Genomic DNA, 23,539 nt, shown 5'->3' with positions numbered 1-23,539 from the left:
AAGTAGAGCGACCAGCCCCGATTACCCATCACTTTTACAGTTTGATATTTCCTTGATGTTTCCTTGATACTGGCATGACGATACCTCTTCGATAATCCCACTTCCAATCTTACCTCTGCGGTAAGACAACTATGAATGTGGGTTTTCCAGCTATGTCGTTCGCCATTAAAAAAATCTTCCAGAAACTGCCTAACCAATGCTCCAGTTGGCTAATGACGCTACTGGTATCAACCTATTTAATGGTGATGTTCAATACCAGCTTCTTTTCCGCTGTCTACGAAATCCATGGCGTCAACAGCCTTAAAGACCTGCTTTTTATGGTGGGTTTATTCTTTTTCTTCATGGCGATTTTTAATTTATTTCTGACTTTATTAGCGCTTCCCTGGGTGTTGAAACCGGTGCTTATTACGCTGTTAATCACCGCATCAGTAGCGACTTACTTCATGCAGACTTACAACATCATGATCGATAAAACCATGATCATGAATATGATGGAAACCGATGTTAAAGAAAGCACCGAGTTATTCAGTATCAGTCTATTGGTCTACGTTACTCTGACGGGCGTCTTACCTGCCCTATGGGTTTGGCATGTACAGATCAACTATGGCTCGCCACTGCGGTTCCTGCTAACGAAAATCACGACATTCGTTACCATTACTCTTGTTATTGGTCTTATCGCAGTGACCTTCTACCAGGACTACGCCTCACTTTTTCGTAACCACCGATATGTGCGAGACCTGATCGTCCCCCTCAACTATGTGTACTCTTTGCAATCCTATGCGCAGCATTTTCTGCCGAAAAATAAACGTGAATTTCAAACTGTCGGTAGCGATGCACACCTAGGCTTGAGTTGGCAGTCTAAGGCACAGAAAAAGGTAGTCACTATTCTGGTTGTAGGTGAAACGGCGCGTCGAGCTAACTTTTCACTGTACGATTATCCCCGTGAAACGACGCCCAACCTAAGCCAACAAAATATTGTCAGCTTTAGTGATTTTTCATCTTGCGGAACATCCACTGCGGTCTCTTTGCCCTGTATGTTTTCCAACATGGACCGCTCCAATTATGACCATGATCAGGCAATCAATTCCGACAATTTATTAGATGTATTACAACGGTCGGGACTTAGCGTTATCTGGGAAGATAATAATTCAGGCTGCAAAGGCGTTTGTGATCGTGTTGAGAATGTCAGCGTCGTCGAAACCGATAACCCGGCCCTATGTCATGACGGTGAGTGTTTCGACATGATTCTACTGGAAAAACTAGAACAGACGATCAGCGCAGCAGATAACAATGTGGTCATTGTCTTGCACCAAAAAGGAAGTCATGGCCCCAGCTATTTTATGCGCACCCCTGAGGCGTTTAGAAAATTTTCACCTGTCTGTGACACCAACCAACTGCAAGAGTGCAGCCAGCAGGAAATCATCAACGCCTATGACAATACCATTCTCTACACCGATTATTTTCTTTCTGAGGTGATCAACTTTCTAAAATCGAGAAGTGATCAATATGATGCCAGCATGCTGTATCTCTCTGATCACGGTGAATCACTGGGTGAAAACAATCTGTACCTGCACGGTGTGCCCTATATGTTGGCGCCGAAGGAACAAACCGAGGTGCCATTTATCTTCTGGATGGATGATGGTTTCGCCAATCGCTTTTCAATCAGTAAAAGCTGCGTAGACGGCAAACGTAAACGTCATTTTAGTCACGACAATCTGTTTGATTCCATGCTGGGATTACTCGATGTGCAGACTGACGCTTACCGCCAAGAAATGGATATTTTCAGCAGCTGCCGATCCGTTAACAAAGCATCCACCATTGCCGCCACATCCCATGAATAGAAGAGTCATCATGTTAAAAACTGAACAACAGCCGCTAACCACAGATGCATCGGCTTTTAAAGGTATCAAAGGCGTCAAGCGGTTAGTGTTAGCCACAGGCTATTCAATCAAAGGCTTGCAAGCGGCATGGCAGCATGAGGCAGCCATTCGACAAGAAACACTCTGTGCACTGGTACTGATTCCCTTGGCGCTCTATCTCGGTCAGGATTCCATCGAACGCATTTTATTGATCGCCAGTGTTCTCTTGCTGATCCTTGTTGAGCTACTGAATTCGGCGATCGAAGCTGTCGTTGATCGTATCGGTGTCGAACTCCATGAACTTAGCGGCAGAGCAAAAGATATGGGGTCTGCTGCGGTTTTGCTGGCATTAATGATTGTACTCATGACATGGGGGCTAATCATTCTATGAACAGATCTTTGTCTTATCACTGGGTCATGCCTCTGCCGCTGTTACTGATCGCGACCTATCTGCTCGACGTGCAAGGCTTAGATTTACGGTTAACCGATGCCATTTACGCTTTCGAGGGAAACAGCTGGAACCTGCAAGATAGTTGGTTATTAGAAACGGTTATCCATAAGGGGGGACGAATGTTCGTCGGCGCTCTCATTCTTTTAAATCTAGGGGCGCTAGCCAGCACTTGGCTAAGTCAAAGTATGCGCTCCTATCGGGCAGGCCTAGGGTACCTGTTTGGCGCGGTGATAACCTCTTTGCTGATCGTTTCTGGTTTGAAAGATATTACCCATATCTCGTGTCCGTGGGATTTCCAACGCTATGGCGGAGAGCAGTTTTATGCCCCGATCGTTAATGCTATATTCGGCTCGGGCACTGTTCGCTGCTTCCCGGCGGGACATGCTAGTGGCGGCTATGCCTGGGTCGCATTGTATTTCTTCTGCCGTCTCTATAAGCCCCAATGGCGCATGGCGGCACTTTCTGTTGGCTTATTACTGGGTATGGCGTTTGGCCTGTCGCAACAATTTCGCGGCGCTCACTTCCTTTCCCATGACCTTTGGACATTAGCAATCTGTTGGTATACGGCCTTAGCAAGCTATCAATGGCTGTTTCGCCACCGTACAGCCGCAGCTTAATATGCTATAAGAACATCTCAGCGTCACAATGCAGATTACCGCTGAGCTATATAAATTTACCCGTCTTCTGACCCACGAGAACAGCGTTATGACACCGCCATCGAACAATGCCAAACGAAGATTGCTTATCGTTGAGGATAATAAACGACTGGCGGAAAACCTCTTTGAATATCTAGGCGAAGATAATTATGAGCTTGATTATGCCGCTGATGGTCTAACAGCACTCCACTTACTGGCGAGTCATCCCTATGACGTGATCATTCTCGATATTATGCTGCCGGGGGTAAACGGGTTAACCATTTGTTGCCGAATAAGAGAGGACCTAAACTCTTCAGTTCCCGTGTTAATGCTCACGGCGAGAGACTCGATTGAAGATAAAACCCAAGCCTTTGATAACGGCGCAGATGACTATTTGGTCAAACCCTTTCATATGAAAGAGCTGGAGCTGCGCATACAAGCATTATGTCGCCGCCGGCAAACGAATAACGACTGTTTAACGGCTAACAATATCCGCTATTACCCCGGCACCTTAACCGTCAAACTGCAGGATCAACGCGAACTGAAATTAATAGGTTATGCCGCAACCATCTTTGAAACATTGATTAGAAAGTATCCCGACTATGTGACTTATCAACACCTCAGTACGGATATCTGGGGTCATCCGGATGGGGATATTAATGTCATTCGAACCCATGTCTACGTGCTACGAAAAACGTTAAAGAACACTTATGGCCAAGACATGATCAAAACACTTCATGGACGCGGGTATTGCCTTGATCCCGCCTAGTGCATAGGTAGCTATATGGAACGCTCGATCTCCAGCCGCATTAAAAAACTGTTTTTCTGGACCTATACGCTCAGCGTCCTAGCAGTACTCTTCACCGCTTGGCTCTTTCTGGAGTTTATGGAAGGCACCATGATGAAAATGGACAAGCAATCGGAAATAGAGCACCTACTGAGCCGCCACGATACAGATCAAGTGGTACACGTAAAATCAGCGATGTTAACCCTAACCTACCTGCCAACCCATACGTCTGAAATAGAAAACCTCCCCATCATTTTTCGCAACCTATCCATCCCTTATGAAGGTGAAGTCGAATTTTTAGACAAAGAGTATATGGTTATTATCGATAAGGTCCCTGGAGGTACTTTCTTTCTTGCAAAAGACCAGTCACTCTTTGGTCAATATGAAGCCCTGATGATATCTGTCTTATTGAGTCTGCTGGTGATAGCCATCCTATTGGGATATGGCCTATCGATAATGATTAGCCGTATGGTCTCGAGCCCCGTCACCCAACTGACACAAGACATTCAGTCTATCGATAACCTCACCTGTCTGCCGGAAACCTATAAAGATGCAGAATTAAACCGGATCTCCGCTTGTTTCAATGCCTTTCTGAGTAAGATCGATGCCCTGATCAAGCGAGAACGCTCCCTTATCACAATGGCCAGTCACGAACTAAGAACCCCCGTCGCGGTTATTCTTGGCGCCGCAGAGGTCATTGAACATAGACAGCAATTACAGGCCGACGATCAAAAAACGCTGCAGAGAATCATCAGTTCAGCAGAGATAATGTCTGATAATATCAAAGCACTATTAACCATCGTACGTCAGACAAAAGGCACCGCCACTAACGAATCTTTCTCGCTGCTAGCACTTGCAAATGATGTAACCGCAAGCATCGCGGATGCCACACCCAACACAAAAGAACGAATAAAGATTCAATCTCTGAAGGGCGATACCTTAATCGAAGCCGACAGTAGTATTGTGAGAATTTTACTGAGCAATCTCATCAATAATGGGCTGAACCATAATGAGGGGAAAGTCATTGTCGTCATCTCTGATCAATTTATTGAGGTGTGGGATGAGGCCGAAAAATTAGTCGTCAACACGCTGGACAGCGCCTTAGTGAGCGATGCAAAAGAAAGCCATGGACTAGGTCTCTATATTGTCACACTGATCTGCGAACAACTGGAATGGAGATTCACCTTGGAACACACGCCAACCCGAGGCACCTATGCCCGCATCGTTTTTCAACCGTAAAAACCAGCATTAGCCCAGCGATGCTCTCAACGCAGGAATTTTTTGCTAATTGCATACAGAGAGACAAACAAGCTCAAAAATGGTGCAGGAAAAACAGTTAACAGATCACGACATAGCGCCGAAACGAATTATCTTCAAACTAGACAGAATGATGATTTAGACAAATAAACAAGATGAGGTAATGGGGGCAGCCCCACCAGCCACATCCCGGCACACGAATCCACCGCTGTGGCTGCTCCCTTCCAGGCCTGACCAGGTTCACGGTTTATCGTTGCGGGAGGACCAATGGAGCCACCATAACGTGACCATTAAGGTCGTCTCGAACGAGACAGGCGGGCAGTATAACAGCCTGTTCGGTAGATGCAAACCCGATTATAGCCGCGACCGAAAACTAATGGCGCAGGCTGTGAAATATGGTTAGAAAACAACCATTAATCATCGGATTTAAACTCTTTGGTAATACGCCGTACATACAGCCAAACTAATAACACCACCGCCGGTAATGAGTAACTTAGCCAGTGAATAGCCGTATCCTGCGGCGCGCCGGTGGTTAGATGGCGAATGGTGCGTTCAACCAAATCAAATACATAGTAGGTCACAACAATAATTGAGAAAGTTTCTAGCTTCGCCTGCAGTGTCAGTTGACGACGGGTGCGTTTATTCATCGAACTAAGCAAACCGTGGATTTTCTGTTCGGTCGACAGATCGATCCGCGAACGTAATAGGTTGCTAGCCCGAGCGATACGCTGGGATAATCGCTCTAGCCGTTGAGCCGCCGACTGCCAAGTACGCATGGCGGGATCGACCCGACGCTCAATAAACTGTTCAAAGGTTTGTAGCCCTTCGATACGCACCTCCTCCAATTCAGAAATACGCATACGTACCAATGCATAATAAGCATCCGATGCAGAAAATCGGTTAACCGTATTCGCCGAGATCTCTTCCGCCTGTGCCGATAAAATCATCAGAGCATCTAGGCTATCAGATTCTTCACCCTTCTCCAGCTCACTTAACTTAACGGTGATAGCCGCCAGCTCACGATCCAGTAACGAAACTTGTTTCATCGCTTGGCGGGCCGGCTCTAAACTGAGTAATGCGACTGTTCTATAAGTATTAATTTCACACAGACGCTGTATCAATCGACCACATTGATAGCCGTGCAGATCATTATTCTTCACTAACACTCGATCCAGCGCGAATACGCCTTCGGCACGAAAGTCGGTCCAAACCCTCGCAGCACCCCGCATCACATCGGAACCGACCACTTGGCGGTTGTGAAATAGTTGTTCAACCTGTGTGGCATCCGATTGATCACCGGCATCAAGCATCTGTATCTGCACACCACTGATCAACTCACCGGGAAGCTGTTCATGCCAGTTATCAGGTAAGCCTGGTAGGCTTTGCTGCCAATGCTCATCCAGTTGAATATGATACAGGGTCAAGGTGTAAAACTCTGTGTGCGCCTCCCACCGGAGCGCCAACGCGCCCAACTGCTGATAACAGAAGCTGGCCATCGGATCTAACCGCTGACCGCCACAGAGTTGGTAAAATGCCGAGATCTCGTCGTGTATGTCGGCGATGCTCTTATCCCCTAACATCAGCGCAAAGTGCAGTACTTTTAACGGCGCACTCAATTGCTGAAACGGCCGAGCATGAACTTCATCGGCTACCATTTGACGCTGTGTATGAAACTTCACGGTATTCACTCCACTGTACGCTGATGCAACCGACGCTGGCCTTCATCCACCATGAAAGGGTTTGCGACTCTGCCCTCTTACGCCGAAACCCTGATAATATTGCCCTAGTCGCAACGCGGCAGGGATTCAAACGTCAACATCAGACTAAAGTCTAAAGCGGTCTAATATACAGGAGCATTATGCAACAGGATAGCAGCCGACGTTTTATCGCTCGCTTCTTTACCCATCTCACTTGGATTATCATACTGGGGCTGTTTTATCTGTTTTTTCAGGATAAATGGCTACAGCAGAATGACCCCAATCATGGGCTGATGAACATCAACAACAATGCGCCTGTGGTATTACAGCGTAACCGTCAGGGACACTATGTAGCTCCGGGCAGAATTAATGACCACCCGGTACGCTTTTTACTGGATACAGGTGCTACCAACATCAGCATTCCGGGGGCGCTGGCCGACAGTCTCAAGCTCACTCCCGGCCGAGCCGCCTATGCCAACACCGCTAATGGCACAATTAAGGTCTATGCCACCCAATTGGATTCCGTTGCACTCGGAGGCCTTTCGCTAAAACAGGTGTCGGCCCATATTAATCCCCATATGCAGGGCGAGACAGTTTTACTCGGCATGAGCTTTTTACAACACCTCGAACTGATACAAAAAGGCGATACTCTGACACTTAAATATTAATAATGTCGTTAATCGCCCTATCTTTTACAAGGCTGTCTTGCGCGAAACCCGCCATTGCCTTAAAATTGCGGCTGAATTCGTTTTTATACATTTTTTCAACATCAAGAGAAGGGCTGACGTCCTCGCCAACCTGCCTGCCTGGGTAAGGTGGTTGTTTTGCTGCTGATTTATCGCAAAACGATGTGGTCATTACCGACAATTTCAGGTAACCCCCACGCACAACGTCAGCTCTCATGAAAATGGGAGCAGATCCATGTTTGAAGCACATATTTATACAGAAGCGGCCAACCCCGACGCGGGTTTGCATCAGCGTCCTGTTAAACCTAATACACCAGCAAACTGTTGGCACACTATCTATCAGTGCAATGTTCGTTATTGGATGGCTGAAGGTAAGCGCCAAACTCGGCCGACACTGTTTCTCTACATTGAGTACTGCAACAAAGATAACAGCCACGGCTATAAGCTTATTGAGATACCACAAACCTCCTTAACGGTTGAGGATGCACAGCGGATTATCTCTCAAGCCTTACTCAGCCCTCAGCTAGACCCGATTAAGACAGAACAGTGGTGTAAAACGCTTTAACCATCGCTACCCCGAAGCTGCCTGAGACCTTCGATAGGCAGCTTATCTCTGTGTGCTTTCATCGTTATCTCGTTTTAAAAGCCTCGCGCTGAAACAGCCAGCTGCACTTATTAGTCCGATAAATGACTTTATAATCAGCCCCTTTTACCGATACTATGAATTATTCGCTCAGCAATAATCAGGTTGGCCATGCGCGCTATACGTAAACTGACGTACGACACCCTTGAGACGGGTAAAAATCACCACGGCTTTGGGAATATCATTCAGATTTTTCTCGTCGCACTGATATCCCTCAATGTCCTCTGCGTCATACTAGAAACCATGCCCTCAAACAATATCGAAGAGCAGCGTTGGTTTAGTCAATTTGAGATTTTTTCGGTCATCATTTTCAGCATTGAATATCTGGCTAGGGTCTGGAGCAGTGTTGAAAATGAAGAGATAAAGCATGGCCACCCGTTATGGAGCCGGCTACGTTATATGCTCACCCCCTAGCACTGATCGACCTATTAGTTATTCTGCCGTTTTATCTCAGCATGATGATGATCGTCGATCTACGTTTTATGCGGGTACTACGTTTACTGCGGGTATTCAAACTCACCCGTTATTCAGCCTCGATGTCTCTGTTATTACAGGTGTTGCGGCGCGAAGCCCGATCAATCGGTGCTGCGCTATTTGTGATTTTAATGCTGATTATTCTGGCTTCTAGCCTGATCTACTATGCCGAACACCAAGCCCAGCCAGAAGTGTTTAGCAGTATCCCGGCGGCGATGTGGTGGGCCATTGTGACCATGACCACCTTAGGTTATGGCGATGTTATTCCCATCACCGTGGTCGGCAAAGTTCTGGCGTCCATCATCAGTATCATGAGTTTGGGTATCGTCGCCCTCCCCGCCGGTATCCTCGCATCGGGTTTTAACGAAGCGATTCGAGAGCGGCGTACGACCTATGAGAAGATGGTGCATATGGCCATTCAGGATGGCAAGATCGATACCATTGAGCAAAATGCACTCAATCAAATGCGTGAAACATTGGGTATCAGTAAAGAGGATGCGGCCAACATTCTACATGCCAGCCTAAATCGGAATATGGAAAAAGACTTAGAGCGAGATATGGGACGCTTGCGCAACGAGATCGACTCGGTACTGCACGACCGCTGTCCCCATTGTCACTACAAGGTTAAGTGGCTTGAACGTCGTAACCATAACGGCGATAAACATAACGAAGGTTAGCCTCCGTTATCGATCGGTTGAATAGATCTAGTGAATAACTCGCCTGTATAGTCCAACTTAAAGGTCAACTTAAAAGGCCAACTCAATTGATATTCACTAAACTCATTTCATCTTAATCCAACCCGTTAAACTCATCCTCATGCAACCAAGCGGCATGTTTAGGTGCCTTTTTAGTCCGTGACCACTCTTCCAACATCAATGGCGCGACTCTTTTTAGCTCAGCCATCTGTGCATCACTGCCCTTAGTATGGGTCAGTTCTAGACGATGGCCATTGGGATCAAAAAAGTAGATCGAACGGATAATACCGTGCTCTGTTGGCCCAATTACATCGATACCCTTCGCTTCAATATCCGCTTTGGCGGCCAATAACGCCGCTTCATCTTTCACCCGAAAAGCGATGTGTTGCACCCAGGCAGGGGTATTCTGATCACGATCCATTTTCGGTTTAGTTGGCAGTTCAAAAAAGGCTAGAATATTGCCATTACCCGCATCCAAAAACAGATGCATATAGGGATCAGGCTCTTTAGTTGAAGGCACGCGATCTTCAGCAATCGCCACCAAAAACTCCATATTCAGCACATCTTGGTAAAATTCAACCGTTTCTTTGGCATCATTACAGCGATACGCAACATGGTGTATCTGTTCAATTTCGATCATGGGTCAACCTCATAATAATCGTTATTCTTGTTATCGAGCCGTTATCTAGCTGTTGTGCCCAAAGTAGCATTTCGCTTTCAACCTAGCTATATCAGTAACATTCGTTACTATATGACTTAAGTTTTTTAGACTTTTAACCTTTTGTTTTAATTGATTAAATTTAGAATAACACCGATTATTCGGTAACTGGAAATTGTCTTTTTCACCAATAGCCTTATAGAATATACGCCATTATTATCTCTTTTATGGATGAACCTCAGTGAATGACCCATCAACCACTCAGGATAAGGTCGAGCCGATATTTGAACTGAACCAGTTTTTTCCTTATCAGTTATCCAATTTGGACTCGGCCGTCAGTCAATCAATGTCTCAGCTTTATCACGGTCGATTTAAGTTAAATCGCCAAGAATGGCGAATACTGGCGGTACTGGGTGCTAACCCGCCGATGTCGGCAAAAGCCATTGCCAGCACTTGTAAACTGGAGAAAATGCCGGTTAGCCGTGGCATCAGTCGCCTCACGGACACCGGTCTGATACAGCGACAGGAAGATAGTCAGGATCGACGTTACTCCCGTCTGAGCCTGACCGATGAAGGCCGTTCAATCTATAAAAAATTAGTGCCGCTGATCTTGGCGCGGGAAGCCTTTATTCTTTCCGCACTATCCAGTGAAGAACAGCAACAGCTACAGGATTTAATGACGAAAGTCCGGCAAAAAGCGGAAGAGTTGCAACTTTGTGGTTAAGACTTAATCCCTGCTTGACGAACCTGTTAGCTAGCAACACTCGACTGGCCGACAATGCCGGTCAGTCGAGGACGACCTCGCGAGTTCACACGACTAACACCAAGCGACGCTTAGTCGGTTAACCGTGTAACAATATTAATCTCGCCTTCCAATGTTCGATGCACAGGACAACGATCGGCAATCTCCAATAAACGTTGACGCTCTTCATCAATTAAGTCTCCAGAGAGGGTGATACGCCGCTCAAACTGGTCGACCTTGCCGCTACGCTGCTCACAGCTGGCACAATCCTGCGCATGTACCTTGTCATGGGTAACATCCACCTGCACATGCTCCAAGGCCAGCTTTTTATGCCGAGCGTACATTCTAATCGTCATCGCTGTGCACGCGCCCAGACCCGCCGCAACCAGTTGATACGGGGATGGGCCGAGATTACTACCGCCATAACTGAGCGGCTCATCGGCAATCAAATGATGACCTGCAGCACTAATATCTTGGGTAAAGCTATCCGGGTCGGCTTCACTGATCCGAATAATACCTTCCGGTGCATTAATATATTTGGGCAGGATCTGTACATCAATATAGCGTTGCGCCCAAGTCGATATCACTTCCGCCGCATAGTCAGCATCCTCCTGTCGGCTGAGAAGATGGTCGGCAGAATCCAGAGTAACAAAACTCTTAGGGTGTTTAGCCATCTGAAAGATCTGAGCGGCATTATCCACCGGTACCGTTTCATCTAACGGCGCATGCATCACCAATAGTGCCTTACGTAAGCCTCTAACCGCTTTTTCGAGCGATGCCGATGAGATATCTTCAAGAAACTCGCGCTTAATGGTAAATGGACGACCGCCAAGACTAACATTAGCCTCACCTTCCGCGCAGATGGTATCGATATGCTCATCAAAGTTATGCAGTAGATGTTTTGGGTCAGCCGGAGCACCGATGGTCACCACCGCCTTTGCCTCTGGAACTTGGCCAGCAATCGCCAGCACCGCAGCACCTCCAAAGGAGTGGCCAATCAACAACTGAGGGGCTGCGTAATGCTCACGGAGAAAATCCACTGCTAACAGCAGATCCTGGCGATTGGAACTAAAGCCGGTATTGGCAAACTCACCTTGGGAATGCCCTAGCCCAGTAAAATCAAAGCGTAATACCGCGATACCCAAAGAAGCTAAACGCTGAGCTATTCGACGGGATGCTTGTAGATCTTTTGAGCAGGTAAAGCAGTGGGCAAACAGCGCATAAGCTGCCGGCTTGCCCACCGGTAGATCCAATCTTGCCGCCAATAACGAGCCATCATGGCCAGTAAACTCTAAACGCTCCGTCTTCATCGCACCTTCCTCAATTGTCTTCGATACACAGTATTAATCAGACAGAGGCGATGAGCTATTTATTTTTCGCTATGGAGCAGATTGGTAAGATAAATTAGAACAACCGACCAATCGGCATCCCTTAGTGGTGATGACCTCCCGCACCGTGTGCGTGACCATGGGCGACCTCTTCGGCCGTTGCATCGCGAATATCAAGAATATCGATATCGAAGGTCAGCTCCTTGCCGGCCAGCGGATGGTTGTTATCCACAGTCACCATAAACTTACCCACTTTAACCACAGTCACTTGGCGCTGTCCCTGCTCGGTCTGAACGGTGCCTACCATTCCCGGGCGCCATTTTTTAGCACCCTGTAGGTGTTTAACCGGAATACGCTGCTCTGAATCTGGTTGATGTTCCCCATAGGCATCTTTGGCCGCAAGCGTAACGGAAAAAGTATCGCCCACGGCTTTGCCTTCCATCGCCTGCTCGAGACCTTTAATCATATTATTATGGCCGTGCAGATAAGCCATAGGAGAGCCACCCCGGGTAGTTTCTTCAACCGTTTTGTCAGCATCGTGCAGCGCATAATGAAACTGAACAACTTTGTCTTTGGTAATACTCATTGTAATTCCTTAAGTGACTGAGCGATTAAACAGCTCATAAAACGATTGGCGCTGATTATACGGCATCAGCGTAGATTGGTAATCTCAAATTCACCCTGCGGCAAACTTATCTGGTCACCGATATAGCGCCCTATTAGTGCGGCTCCTAAGGGGGCTTCCGGCGTTATGACCGTGACCTTAGACGCGTCGAAGTCAATTTGCATTCCCCCACCGGCGACCCCAATAAATAGCTGTTTTTCTACGCCACGACTGTCTTCCAGAGTAATGAGTGCCGCTAACCCCGCCGGAGTATCCTCGTTGAACGCGCGAACCGGCATCTGCCCATAGGCGGCGATATCATGCTCGAGTGCCTGCACTCGCATAGACTGGCCGTGGGCTAAATAGGACGCTTCAAGACCGAGGGTGTCATATTGATTCTCCGCCACGCTCTCTTCATGGGTTGCCGCTTCATGTGCTTCATTCGCCGCCGCGACATTCATTTCGAGGTCTGTCTGCAGCTGACCAATGATCTGCGCGATTAACCGTTGTTTATCCATACATCCACCTGTAACTCAACCGTTGCAGTATCTCCATTTAATTATCAAAAAGAAACACTCTATTCACACACTTTAAGGGTGATTTGTGGGACAATACGGCGCTTATTTTTAACCTCAACGTTTAGACTGATGGATTCCTGTTTTGCTGACTACCGCTAATATCACTATGCAGTTTGGTGCCAAACCACTGTTCGAAAATATCTCTGTTAAGTTTGGTGAGGGTAACCGCTACGGCCTGATCGGAGCGAACGGTTGCGGCAAATCCACCCTAATGAAAATCCTCGGGGGAGATCTGGAGCCCTCGGCCGGCAACGTCAGTAAAGACCCGAACGAACGCATCGGTAAGCTGCGTCAGGATCAATTCGCGTTTGAAGAGTTTAGCGTGATTGATACCGTCATTATGGGCCATGCCGAACTGTGGGAAATCAAACAGGAACGGGACCGTATCTACAGCCTGCCTGATATGACCGAAGAGGAAGGCATTAAAGTTGCCGAACTGGAAGTTGAATTTGCCGAACTGGATGGCTATACCGCTGAATCCCGTGCTGGCGAACTGCTGCTCGGTCTGGATATCCCAACCGCACAGCATTTCGGCCCGATGAGCGAAGTCGCACCCGGCTGGAAACTACGAGTATTACTGGCTCAGGCACTGTTTGCTGATCCCGACATTATGCTGCTGGATGAGCCGACCAACAATCTGGATATCAACACCATTCGCTGGTTGGAAGGGGTGCTAAACGATCGTAACAGCACCATGGTGATCATCTCCCACGACCGTCACTTCCTCAACTCAGTCTGCACCCATATGGCCGACTTGGATTACGGTGAGCTACGACTTTATCCCGGCAACTATGACGATTACATGATCGCATCGACTGCTCTGCAGGAACGCCTGCAATCGGACAATGCCAAGAAAAAAGCCCAGATTGCCGAACTGCGTAGTTTCGTTAGCCGCTTCTCCGCCAACGCCTCGAAAGCCAAACAGGCCACGTCGCGGGCGCGTCAGATTGAAAAAATCGAGCTTAACGATATCAAGCCCTCCAGTCGTCAAAGCCCCTATATCCGCTTTGATCAAGAGAAAAAGCTACACCGTTTAGCGCTCGAAGTAGAAGGTCTCACCAAGGGCTATGGCGGCGAGCCACTCATCAAAGACCTCAGCATGATGGTCGAAGTGGGAGAACGCATCGCGATTATCGGCCCTAACGGTATCGGTAAAACGACCCTTCTGAAGAGCCTACAGGGTGAACTTGAGCTGGACGCTGGGGAAGTCAAATGGTCTGAAAACAGCAATATTGGCTACTATGCTCAGGATCATGCCCACGACTTTGCCGAAGAGAGTAATCTGTTTGACTGGATGTCCCAGTGGACTAAATCCGGCTCAGACGAACAGGTTATTCGTGCCTCTTTAGGCCGGATGCTGTTCTCGCAAAATGAGATTAAAAAGTCAGTTAAGGTGCTGTCCGGTGGTGAAAAAGGTCGCATGTTGCTAGGCAAATTAATTCTGCAACAGCCGAATATTCTGCTGATGGATGAACCCACCAACCATATGGATATGGAATCGATCGAAGCGTTGAACCTTGCATTGGAGAACTTTGATGGCACACTGATCTTTGTCAGCCATGACCGCGAGTTCGTTTCATCGCTAGCCACCCGCATTATCGATATGAAAGAAGACGGCCTGACCGACTTCCAAGGCGGCTATGAAGAGTATCTGAAAAAACAAGGCATTGCTGGCTGATCAGGCCCAACTGAGCCGCCCTGTGATAAACGCCAGATAGATCAAACCACTTACCAAAAAGCCAGCCCCTAACCGGGCTGGCTTTTTTTGTTTACCGAGAGACTTACTGACAGGTCTTTGGTTAGCAACTTGCTCAGTGTGCGTTACCCGACATACCCGGCAATGATGCATCGGTGCTCATGCCATTCATACTCACCAGAAGCTCCAGCGTAATCTCGTCGAAACGATACACCTTCCCCCTTGCGAAGTCGCAAAAGCATCCGCATCAGCCTGAGTTGAAAAACTCGCTAAGGTGGGCCCCATCGCACCACGCTTACCGTGACCGACCACATAAAAGGCTTTTCGAGCATCGATATAGGCCTCATCCTCAGGATGATCCCAAGGTGTTACCGCCATATCATGCACAAAAGCTTCCTGAATATTATGCTGATTCTCAGGGTCGACAATAAAAGCAAACATATCCCGAGTGGAGCAGAAGCGCAGATTGCCATTGATCCCCTTAGTGTAGAGTTGCCCCTTCGGGCCGGGAAAGTTAGTAATAATCATGCCGCACAGATGACATTCTGCGCTACTTTCAATAGCAATCGCCTGATGCACCATCCGCTCCTTTTCATCGTCGGCACAGCCCAGCAAGGCTAGCGGAATCACCAGCAACAGTTTTAACCAATGTTTCATCACAAGCCTCGTTTATTAAAGACCGCCATCGCTAACCCCACCGGTATTGCCAGCCATACCAACAGGCCAGCCAATAACGCGCCAATTGAAAATTGCGATTGCTGAGCGATAGCCATCAAGCCGGTAAGGTTTTGGTCGGCAAAATAGGTGATATTCACTAGACGGAAAATATCCGTCGGGTTTAATAACAGCAGGTATGGGAACAATGTCTCATCCACATTGCCCTGAGTCGTTACCAGCACCCCCAGCAGTCCGAGGTCGAAAACAAGCACAAACACAAACCAAGTGATCAGAGCGATACCGGCGGCCTTCGACTTCTCCGACACCGACACACTGATAACATAAGCAATGGCGATAAAAATCCACCCCAGTAACATCGATGAGAAGATAAACACCGTATAGGGGCCAATCAACTCACCCCAACGGGTGGTACCGGAAAAAATCCCCATCATTATCGCTGACGAACCGAACCCCACCAGTGTTGAAAAGGCCATCACCGCCCCCTGCCCCATCATCTTACCGAGCAGCAACTGCCAACGGGATAACGGGTAGGTCATTAACAGCAGTAGCGTGCCATTTTCATCCTCACCCACGACGCCATCGTAGGCTAGCATCAGCGCAATCAGCGGAATAATAAAGACCGCCAAACTCGCCAAACTGACAATGGTAGAAGACAGCGAAGTAAAGCCGACTTTACCTGCGGCGGCGGCACCAAAATAAGCCAATCCGATCGCCAAGACCGCAAAAATCACACAGATCGATAACACCCAGCGATTACGTAAACCATCCCGGAACTCTTTATTAGCAACCGTCAGAATAGCTCTCATTGCACAAACTCCTGAGTCGCTATCGCACCCGCTTGAGTATGCGATGCAATAAAATGGGTATACAGATCTTCCAGTGAAGGCAGCTGTACATCGAAGTTTTGCAACCCCGGCAGCCCAATCAATTGTTGCATCGCTGCCATCTTGTCAGGCAGCGGAACCTCCAGCCAGGTACCATCGCCATCCTGCTTAGCGTTGGACATAAAATGTTCCGGTAGCGTTAAGCTCTGCCCCTGTAAGTGAAAGATGGCGGGTAAATTTGCCTGCTGCCGCAAATCATTAATGCTGCCCTCAGCCAGCAGTTTACCCTGCCCTAGAATCAGTGCTCGATCGATATACTTTTCAACCCCAGGCAACACATGGGAGCATAAAATAACGGTGCAACCCTGTTGTTTCAGCTGTTCAATCCGACGATAAAAATCTAGTGTGGCGATCGGATCTAAACCAACGGTTGGCTCATCCAACAGTAACAGCTTCGGCTCGCCCAGCAATGCCTGCGCTAATCCCAGACGCTGACGCATACCTTTAGAATAGGTTTTAACACGACGTTTACCTGCTTGTTCAAGCCCCACCTGCGCCAGTAATCCTTGGCAATTTTGCTTCGCAACACCTTTGAGCCGAGCAAAATATTGCAACACCTCCAGCCCAGTTAACTGATCATAAAAGCTTACATTTTCTTGCAGAAAACCCAGTTTACGACGTAGATTACGGGCTTCCGATTGAGTTGGGTCTTCACCAAAAACTCTCACTTGACCGGAGGTCGCTTCAATTAAACCTAAAATCAATTTAATGGTCGTGGTCTTACCCGCCCCGTTGTGACCAAACAGCCCCAAGACTTCGCCCTGACGTAACTCCAAGTTAAGCTGACTCAGTGCACTCACGCCCTGATATTGCTTCTCAACCTGTTGCAGCTCAACAATGTTATTTGTACTTCTCATATCAATTTTCGACCCACTGTTCGCGGTTTAACACCGGCGCCAAAGCTGAACTGACCTTCGTTGGCGCAGCAAGTGAAGCCGGAATCGTCATTAATGGATGGCTATCTAACACCCCGGGGGATTTCAATACTGGAAACTGACGCTGCACCCAACGCAGGGTTTCAACAGCCGGGCTGTTAAGCAGCAATTTCGCCGACGGGAATTTCCATAACAACTGATCAACGCTGTCATTCGGCTCATACACCACATCGCCAATGCCATCGTTATCCATATCCCAGCCTAAATAATCACTCCAAAAATTCCCGACACCAGCATCAGACCAATCCTGCGTAGTGGTGGACACATACTTAACCTGCTCTTTATTGCTCACAAAAGCATTGCCACTAAGGATGTTCTGTTCTGAACCGGCGGTTAAATGGATACCGATATCACTCTGGGCAAACAAGTTGCCACGCAACTCATTGAATAATGAGTTGTAAATAAACAGCGCCTTGCCTTCGAGGCCGGTTAAATTAGTTTGCTGCTGCATATGGGGATTGTGAGCGTTCTGTACTCCGATGACCTGATTATCCTTAAGCACCGAATTGGTAATGTAGTTCATCAAAATGCCATAGTTAGCATCGTTTTCAGAACGGTTACCGATCACCGTCAGATATTTAGACTGCATCAGCGCGTAACCCGTACGGGTGTTACGGGTCACATTGTTCTCAATCAGATTATGATAAGAGTACATATAGTGCACGCCATAGCGCAGATCGTGCAGGTAATTACCCACCAGTTCATTCTTATTACTGGTATCAATATAGATACCATCGCGGGTGTGCCACACCTCATTATCCCGAGCGACCGTGCCGGTCACATTATAGAGGTGGATACCATTGCCCCGGTCAGAGGAACGCATGGTCAGATCACCTTCGATGCTGTTGCCGATGATCTGTGTTCCGGCCGTGGCATCAACCCAGATACCAAAGCCGCCCCCTTGCAGGCGATTATTTTCAATCCGGGAACCCGTCGCGCCACGTGAGACAAACACCCCCGCATCAAGGGTGGTCAGATCGACACCCCAATTTTGAATGTTTAAATGATGAATATAGCTACCGGCCGCATCAATTTTCAGCACATGACCCTTCTGATTACCATCAAGGATGGCACCTCCTTCACTGCTGAGTTCGACCGGTTGCGAAATAATGAAGTTGCCCTGATAGATACCGGCCGCTAAGACTAGCTGATCACCGGGTTGGGCCTGATTTAAATACTGTTGCAGATTGTCAGACGGGGCTACATTAATCACCGCTGCCTGGGCTGAAAGCCCCAAAAGGAAGCATACAAGCCCTATCCAGGCAGAACGAAAAGCCATACACCACTCCTTAAAGAACAACGCAGAGCTAAGTTATTGTCGCCCCCAGCCAGCACTCGCATTAACCATCGAGCCCACAGAAGCGGCAAAACAATGCGCCTTAAAACGCAGTTTCACTCAACCCTAACGCCGAGTGAAAAGACAGAACAGCTATACGGCCATGATCTCGCCGTATAGCCTATTCCGTTTAGCTTATGCTGGAGAGACCAACATCCGACCACGCATCTCCATATGCAGCGCGTGGCAGAACCAGTTGCAGTAGTACCAGTGCACCCCAGGTTTATCGGCAATAAAGGTGATGGAAGCCGTTTGCTGTGGACTGATCTCCATCTGCACACCGTGGTTTACCATACAGAAACCGTGACTAACATCCTCAATCTGATCCAGGTTAGTGATGATGACCGTCACTTCATCGCCCTGCTTCACACTGAATTCGTTGAGGCCATAGTTCGGTGCAACCGAGGTCATATAGACCCGCACTTTGTTGCCGTCACGGATCACTTTACTGTCAGTTTCCAGCGTGACGCCATCTTTCTTCGCCATGGCAACTGTCGCTGCGAACATCGCATCTTTACGGTCATACAGCTTACGGGTCTTCACTTTGGAGCGGTGAACAATAATACAGTCATGGGGCTCAGCATAAGCGGGGCCATCATGGATCAATTTCATCTCATCACCGGAGATATCGATCAGCTGATCATTCTCTGGGTGCAGCGGTCCACACTTAAGGAATCGGTCTTTAGAGAATTTTTGCAGTGATACCAGATACTTACCATCCACATCACGGGTTTCACCCATGGATGTATGGTTATGACCCGGCTGATAATGAACATCCAATTTTTGTACGATGTAGTTCACTTTTTCACCGTTATAAAAACGGATCGCTTTCTCGATATCCCACTTACAGATCTGGCTATCGATAAACAGCGTGGTGTAGCCATGCCCACGGTTATCAAACGCCGTATGTAGTGGTCCAAGACCCAGCTCAACTTCAGCGACAACCGTATCACGCGGCTTAATTTTGTCGCTAAACAGATCATCAAACTTAGCCAGTTCAAAGACAGTAACAGTCGGTGATAGCTTACCGTTAGCAACCGCGTATTTGCCACCGGGCGCAGTATTAATACCGTGCGGGTTTTTAGGCACCGGCACATATCGGGTAATCTCAGAGCCTTTACGACCATCTAACACAGGGACATCAGAGCCCGGCAGGGTGGTAAATTCACCGGCTTTAATTGCCGCTTCGATACGTTCAATATTGAAGATAACCAGATGGTCACGTTCGTTACGCATGGACCCTGGCAGGTCAATCGCGCCTTCCGAGTTATAACAGGTAGAGAACGCATACTTACCGGTATAGTCCGCATCGGTGTTATCGAGGTTGCCGTCAACAATGATCTGCCAATCGACATCCATCGTCTCCGCATTGATACCGTTAAACAGGGTATAATAGCCCTCGATATCATCCATATTCAGACCATTGTTAGGATGAGGAATACGGAATTCCGCATTGGCAAAAATATACTTCGTGTAGGGCGCTTTCTGTACTCGTAAACCGTGAATAGCCTGACAGTTAGGCACCGTGGTTATCTTATCGGTCTTCATAATATCACCGCGGATACGCGCCACACGGGTGTTCGCTTTATCGTTGATGAAGATATATTTACCATCATAATGACCATCGGTCATCGACATGTGCGGATGGTGGGCATCACCATTGAGCGGTGCATTTTCACCGAGGATGGCTTTCGATTCGTTGGTCAAACCCCAACCAGTTGCACAGTCAATATTAAACACCGGGATACGCATCAGTTCGCGCATCGACGGCAAACCCAGAATACGGACTTCACCGGAGTGGCCACCACTCCAGAAACCATAGTATTCATCCAGTTCACCCGGGCCGATCGAATGATGAGTATCGGATGACGCATGAGCCATCGATGGCATCAAAGCACCACCCATGGTTGCCCCCACCGCGCCGGCGCCCATCAGAGCAGCAGAGCCGCTAAGGAACAAACGACGACTTAGCTTCACATGCTCTGAAGCCTGCGGATCTTCAGTATCGATAGTCGGAAGATTCGTATCTTTTGGATCTATCATGGTGTTGATCTCCACACAATATACGCCAGAATTCATTTCTGGACTGGATTTAAGATAAGCGCCCAGCACGTAGCTGATCGTCAATCGACATCACTGGATTTGCACCACAGGGATATCACTTAAAGCGGCGTCTTGTTTTGCTTTCTTACGTTTTTTAAGCACCAGAGGAGGACATTTGTCATCCCGGTAGTAGGTCACTTGGCAATCCAGACACTGGTGGCACTCGTTGGCATTAATATGACCGTCTGGATGGATTGCCTGAATCTCACACTCGTTCGCACACACCTTGCAGGGCTGGCCACACTCCTTCCGACGCTTCAGCCAGTCAAACAGGCGTAGCCGGGCAGGAATCGCTAACGCAGCACCCAGTGGACAGACATAACGGCAATAGACTTTTCGAGTAAACAGGTTGATTACTAATAGGAAGACGGCATAGAACACATAGCCCCAATCACGCTGAAACTTCAGCAGGAAGGTCGTTTTAAATGGTTCAATCTCAGCATAGCGCTCGGCTTCTGCTAGAGATTCCAATGACACGGCAAATAACCCTAATAAAATCACATATTTCAACGCCCACAGCCGTTCATGCACCGCAAATGGAATCTCGAACTGACGCACTTTAAAGTGTCGTGCCACTTCGTTAATCAGCTCTTGCAGCGCGCCAAACGGACATAGCCAGCCACAAAAGATCCCCCGTCCCCACAACAACATGGTCATGGCAACGAAGCCCCAGAGAATAAATAACATCGGATCTAACAGGAACAGATCCCAGCGGAAGTCGTCTTTGAGTGCATGCACAAAGGTAAACACATTCACCACCGATAACTGACCGAGGGTATACCAACCAATAAAGAACACCGTAAACACCAGATACACTCGGCGAATACCGTGCATCAAGCGTGGATAACGTACCAGTACGTCTTGAATAAAGATCACTACAAACAGAATAGCCAGCGCTACACACAGCACCGCAATCTGGAAGGCCCGCTCTTTCCAAATAGAGACCCATAACGCTTCAGGCTCAGGCTCTACCACCGGTTCGGGTCGGTCGAGATATTTCTCGGGGGTTAGATAATCTGCATGAAAGCTGGTAAAAATACTGTCCAGCGCACCGACCTGACGGCGCACTAATAATTCAAGCTGCCAGGGTGTGCCAAGATCAAAATCATATTGATTACGGACAATAAAGATCGCCATCTCCCTAAAGCCGGGGAAGCCCTCAATATAGACATCATCTAAGCGATAGTAATCCGTATCGTGGAAACTGATGACCTTTCCGCCCTGCTGTAGCTGAGTCCGATCAAAAATACCGCCGCGCACATAACCGTTACCTTTGAAGGAATATTGCCCTTCCCCCATCACGGCCAGCGCCTGATCGCCCTCCTCTAACTCCCCCATCAACCAGTTATACTGCTCATCACCCAGCAGGTTACGACCAATTGAGGGGATATTCAGAGGGGCATAAAACATGTCGATAAACATCTTCTGTTGCCGACCTGGGCCATGCTTGCCTTGTGTTGCCGCAGCGGTGCCCTCAAAGGCTTTATCGATATCCGCTTCTACCAACATGAGCCGGCGGATAGAGCCATCTCCGGTCAGCGTTTGCCAATCGGCCGGTGCAAATAGATCCGGTTTTATTGTCGCCGGTGGTGTGGCCGCCTGCTCTGACATACCCGCCAACCCCATAACCTGAGCAAAACGGCGGGCTGAACGCATAATCGATTCATTCACCACCATCACGGTGACTGTGGCACCGGAAATCACATCAACATTGATAACGTCGCTATTATTACCGGCCCCCACACGCACCTTATCGCTAACACTCAAGCCAACATAGGCGGCGACAAAATCAAATAATTTATGCTCGGGGATACCCACCAACAGAATTGGCTCATGATGCTCTAGCACGCGAGTACCGCGAATTTTGCCATCGACATCCATCATGACCAGCGTATTAACGGGCTTACCTGAATAGGCTGGAATTTTGACGACATCATTGGTTTCAAAAGCATAACCGAGTACCTCTTCGCCCTTATAGACGGTCCAGGCCAGCGCTTTACCTTCCGCCACCGGCAGCTTTTCACCCACAGAGGTTGCCTGTGAAAAGACCTCTTTAATCGAGTCTAACGATTGGGATTGGCTCACCGGCACCATCGCGCCAACCACCGATGAGAAAACAATCGCAATGAATAGAAATACCGATGAAAAAATTGATTGCGGGAACAAACGGTCAATGAATCGCACTTTTATATCCTCACGGGCAAACGAGGTGAATCAGAATCAATAACAACCTGTAACATCGGCGGCTTTAGCTTAATCCGCTAACGATAAATAGCGATTACTGCAGCCACTGAGTGATCGTAAACCTCATCATATGCTCTTGTTTCAAGCGAAAACGAATCTGCTGACCCGGTTTAACAGCGGTAGCAGACAAACCATCAGCCAAATTAAACTTCATCTGCATGGCTGACATCATCCACTCAGGGATAGGCTCGTGTTGCACAATCAACTGATTGGATTCGGGTAAGATGCGTTTAACGATACCAACAGCGACCACTTCATCGGCCATAGCATTCATATTCATGTTGCCATGCTGGTGCCCGGACTGCTGTGCCATATCAGCAGCACGACTCGGAGGGCTTAGCATGAGGGATACCATCAATGCTAAGAATAGAGCGGCTAATGTTGTGAATGAGTGTTTAACAATAAGTGTCATATCAGGCTCCCGGGCACTGTCCATGTGCGACAATTTGTCACACCCCGATACTAACAAGGTAGTACGCCTATTCACTTGATATTGATCAAGCCAAAAAAAACATCGATAATTAATGAAAAAAAACGCTAAACAGCGGCGAATGCTTTTCGCAGCCAAG

Annotated in this window: 23 protein-coding genes, 1 other RNA gene and 1 riboswitch; of the genes, 11 read left to right on the top strand and 13 right to left on the bottom strand. The window is 48.0% G+C overall.

The features are described 5' to 3' along the window. Nucleotides 1-152 precede the first annotated feature (152 nt). The 5 genes from AC0L4K_RS04555 to AC0L4K_RS04535 are packed head-to-tail and all read left to right on the top strand — an operon-like array spanning nucleotide 153 to nucleotide 4,971. The gene (locus tag AC0L4K_RS04555; RefSeq protein ID WP_473268371.1) at nucleotides 153-1,841 is read left to right on the top strand and encodes a phosphoethanolamine transferase; all 1,689 of its coding nucleotides are present in this window, start codon (nucleotides 153-155) and stop codon (nucleotides 1,839-1,841) included. A gap of 10 nt (nucleotides 1,842-1,851) precedes the next feature. Beyond that, complete coding sequence (locus AC0L4K_RS04550; protein ID WP_417226087.1) at nucleotides 1,852-2,250, top strand: diacylglycerol kinase; 399 nt, start codon at nucleotides 1,852-1,854, stop codon at nucleotides 2,248-2,250. Continuing rightward, nucleotides 2,247-2,927 (top strand): phosphatase PAP2 family protein, encoded by a 681-nt coding sequence (locus AC0L4K_RS04545; RefSeq protein WP_473268370.1) that lies wholly within the window; start codon nucleotides 2,247-2,249, stop codon nucleotides 2,925-2,927. The genes AC0L4K_RS04550 and AC0L4K_RS04545 overlap by 4 nt, the downstream gene beginning before the upstream one ends. 28 nt (nucleotides 2,928-2,955) lie before the next feature. Beyond that, nucleotides 2,956-3,714, top strand: a complete 759-nt coding sequence (locus AC0L4K_RS04540) for a response regulator transcription factor (RefSeq protein ID WP_473268369.1) — start codon at nucleotides 2,956-2,958, stop codon at nucleotides 3,712-3,714. Nucleotides 3,715-3,729: 15 nt separating this feature from the next. Then, nucleotides 3,730-4,971: a HAMP domain-containing sensor histidine kinase gene (locus AC0L4K_RS04535; protein WP_473268368.1), complete on the top strand. Its 1,242-nt coding sequence runs from the start codon at nucleotides 3,730-3,732 to the stop codon at nucleotides 4,969-4,971. 191 nt (nucleotides 4,972-5,162) lie between these two features. Here the strand turns inward: AC0L4K_RS04535 and ffs are convergent. Continuing rightward, nucleotides 5,163-5,259: signal recognition particle sRNA small type (gene ffs, locus AC0L4K_RS04530), an RNA gene on the bottom strand. A 143-nt stretch (nucleotides 5,260-5,402) separates the two neighbouring features. Further along, nucleotides 5,403-6,668 (bottom strand): DUF3422 family protein, encoded by a 1,266-nt coding sequence (locus AC0L4K_RS04525; RefSeq protein WP_417226094.1) that lies wholly within the window; start codon nucleotides 6,666-6,668, stop codon nucleotides 5,403-5,405. 179 nt (nucleotides 6,669-6,847) lie between these two features. Here AC0L4K_RS04525 and AC0L4K_RS04520 point away from each other — a divergent pair, with 179 nt between their 5' ends. The 4 genes from AC0L4K_RS04520 to AC0L4K_RS04505 all read left to right on the top strand — a co-directional run bounded on the left by AC0L4K_RS04520 (nucleotide 6,848) and on the right by AC0L4K_RS04505 (nucleotide 9,166). Continuing rightward, nucleotides 6,848-7,354 carry a retropepsin-like aspartic protease family protein gene (locus tag AC0L4K_RS04520; protein WP_473268366.1) on the top strand — a complete coding sequence of 169 codons (507 nt, stop codon included), beginning with the start codon at nucleotides 6,848-6,850 and terminating at the stop codon, nucleotides 7,352-7,354. Between the two features lie 93 nt (nucleotides 7,355-7,447). Next, a riboswitch (SAM-I-IV-variant riboswitch) is annotated at nucleotides 7,448-7,567 on the top strand. 40 nt (nucleotides 7,568-7,607) lie between these two features. Further along, complete coding sequence (locus tag AC0L4K_RS04515; RefSeq protein WP_473268364.1) at nucleotides 7,608-7,937, top strand: hypothetical protein; 330 nt, start codon at nucleotides 7,608-7,610, stop codon at nucleotides 7,935-7,937. Between the two features lie 189 nt (nucleotides 7,938-8,126). Then, nucleotides 8,127-8,429: a hypothetical protein gene (locus AC0L4K_RS04510; protein WP_473268362.1), complete on the top strand. Its 303-nt coding sequence runs from the start codon at nucleotides 8,127-8,129 to the stop codon at nucleotides 8,427-8,429. Continuing rightward, nucleotides 8,396-9,166, top strand: coding sequence for an ion transporter (locus AC0L4K_RS04505; protein WP_473268361.1), 771 nt, complete (start codon nucleotides 8,396-8,398; stop codon nucleotides 9,164-9,166). The genes AC0L4K_RS04510 and AC0L4K_RS04505 overlap by 34 nt, the downstream gene beginning before the upstream one ends. A 112-nt stretch (nucleotides 9,167-9,278) precedes the next feature. Here AC0L4K_RS04505 and AC0L4K_RS04500 read toward each other — a convergent pair whose 3' ends face one another. Next, a complete protein-coding gene (locus AC0L4K_RS04500; protein WP_417226101.1) occupies nucleotides 9,279-9,824 on the bottom strand; it encodes a VOC family protein in 546 nt (181 codons plus the stop codon). 259 nt (nucleotides 9,825-10,083) lie between these two features. On the opposite strand from AC0L4K_RS04500, the gene AC0L4K_RS04495 reads away from it, so the two are divergent. Next, nucleotides 10,084-10,566, top strand: a complete 483-nt coding sequence (locus AC0L4K_RS04495) for a MarR family winged helix-turn-helix transcriptional regulator (protein WP_473268359.1) — start codon at nucleotides 10,084-10,086, stop codon at nucleotides 10,564-10,566. Nucleotides 10,567-10,676: 110 nt separating this feature from the next. Here the strand turns inward: AC0L4K_RS04495 and AC0L4K_RS04490 are convergent, their stop codons facing one another. From AC0L4K_RS04490 to AC0L4K_RS04480, 3 genes are all read right to left on the bottom strand, one after another. Further along, nucleotides 10,677-11,894, bottom strand: coding sequence for a bifunctional alpha/beta hydrolase/OsmC family protein (locus AC0L4K_RS04490; RefSeq protein WP_473268358.1), 1,218 nt, complete (start codon nucleotides 11,892-11,894; stop codon nucleotides 10,677-10,679). Between the two features lie 121 nt (nucleotides 11,895-12,015). Then, nucleotides 12,016-12,498 carry an FKBP-type peptidyl-prolyl cis-trans isomerase gene (locus AC0L4K_RS04485; protein WP_215952399.1) on the bottom strand — a complete coding sequence of 161 codons (483 nt, stop codon included), beginning with the start codon at nucleotides 12,496-12,498 and terminating at the stop codon, nucleotides 12,016-12,018. Nucleotides 12,499-12,563: 65 nt separating this feature from the next. Continuing rightward, a complete protein-coding gene (locus AC0L4K_RS04480; protein ID WP_473268357.1) occupies nucleotides 12,564-13,034 on the bottom strand; it encodes a transcription elongation factor GreAB in 471 nt (156 codons plus the stop codon). Between the two features lie 142 nt (nucleotides 13,035-13,176). Here AC0L4K_RS04480 and AC0L4K_RS04475 point away from each other — a divergent pair, with 142 nt between their 5' ends. Further along, nucleotides 13,177-14,772, top strand: coding sequence for an ABC-F family ATPase (locus AC0L4K_RS04475; protein ID WP_417226108.1), 1,596 nt, complete (start codon nucleotides 13,177-13,179; stop codon nucleotides 14,770-14,772). A gap of 192 nt (nucleotides 14,773-14,964) precedes the next feature. On the opposite strand, the gene AC0L4K_RS04470 is transcribed toward AC0L4K_RS04475, so the two are convergent. The 7 genes from AC0L4K_RS04470 to AC0L4K_RS04440 form a co-directional block, all read right to left on the bottom strand. Next, a complete protein-coding gene (locus tag AC0L4K_RS04470) occupies nucleotides 14,965-15,447 on the bottom strand; it encodes a nitrous oxide reductase accessory protein NosL (protein WP_473268356.1) in 483 nt (160 codons plus the stop codon). Next, complete coding sequence (locus tag AC0L4K_RS04465) at nucleotides 15,447-16,274, bottom strand: ABC transporter permease subunit (protein ID WP_473268355.1); 828 nt, start codon at nucleotides 16,272-16,274, stop codon at nucleotides 15,447-15,449. Before AC0L4K_RS04465 ends, AC0L4K_RS04470 begins: the two co-directional genes overlap by 1 nt. Beyond that, on the bottom strand, nucleotides 16,271-17,209 hold the full coding sequence (locus AC0L4K_RS04460; RefSeq protein ID WP_473268354.1) for an ABC transporter ATP-binding protein: 939 nt from the start codon (nucleotides 17,207-17,209) through the stop codon (nucleotides 16,271-16,273). The genes AC0L4K_RS04465 and AC0L4K_RS04460 overlap by 4 nt, the downstream gene beginning before the upstream one ends. Nucleotide 17,210: 1 nt before the next feature. Continuing rightward, complete coding sequence (locus AC0L4K_RS04455; protein ID WP_473268353.1) at nucleotides 17,211-18,566, bottom strand: nitrous oxide reductase family maturation protein NosD; 1,356 nt, start codon at nucleotides 18,564-18,566, stop codon at nucleotides 17,211-17,213. 192 nt (nucleotides 18,567-18,758) lie between these two features. Then, nucleotides 18,759-20,666 carry a TAT-dependent nitrous-oxide reductase gene (gene nosZ / locus AC0L4K_RS04450; protein WP_473268352.1) on the bottom strand — a complete coding sequence of 636 codons (1,908 nt, stop codon included), beginning with the start codon at nucleotides 20,664-20,666 and terminating at the stop codon, nucleotides 18,759-18,761. A gap of 90 nt (nucleotides 20,667-20,756) precedes the next feature. Next, the gene (gene nosR, locus AC0L4K_RS04445; protein ID WP_473268351.1) at nucleotides 20,757-22,910 is read right to left on the bottom strand and encodes a transcriptional regulator NosR; all 2,154 of its coding nucleotides are present in this window, start codon (nucleotides 22,908-22,910) and stop codon (nucleotides 20,757-20,759) included. A gap of 94 nt (nucleotides 22,911-23,004) precedes the next feature. After that, on the bottom strand, nucleotides 23,005-23,382 hold the full coding sequence (locus AC0L4K_RS04440; protein WP_473268350.1) for a copper-binding protein: 378 nt from the start codon (nucleotides 23,380-23,382) through the stop codon (nucleotides 23,005-23,007). Nucleotides 23,383-23,539 lie beyond the last annotated feature (157 nt).

This window comes from Amphritea sp. GJ51-11, from assembly GCF_055808735.1.
This window is presented reverse-complemented; position numbering and strand designations above follow the sequence as displayed.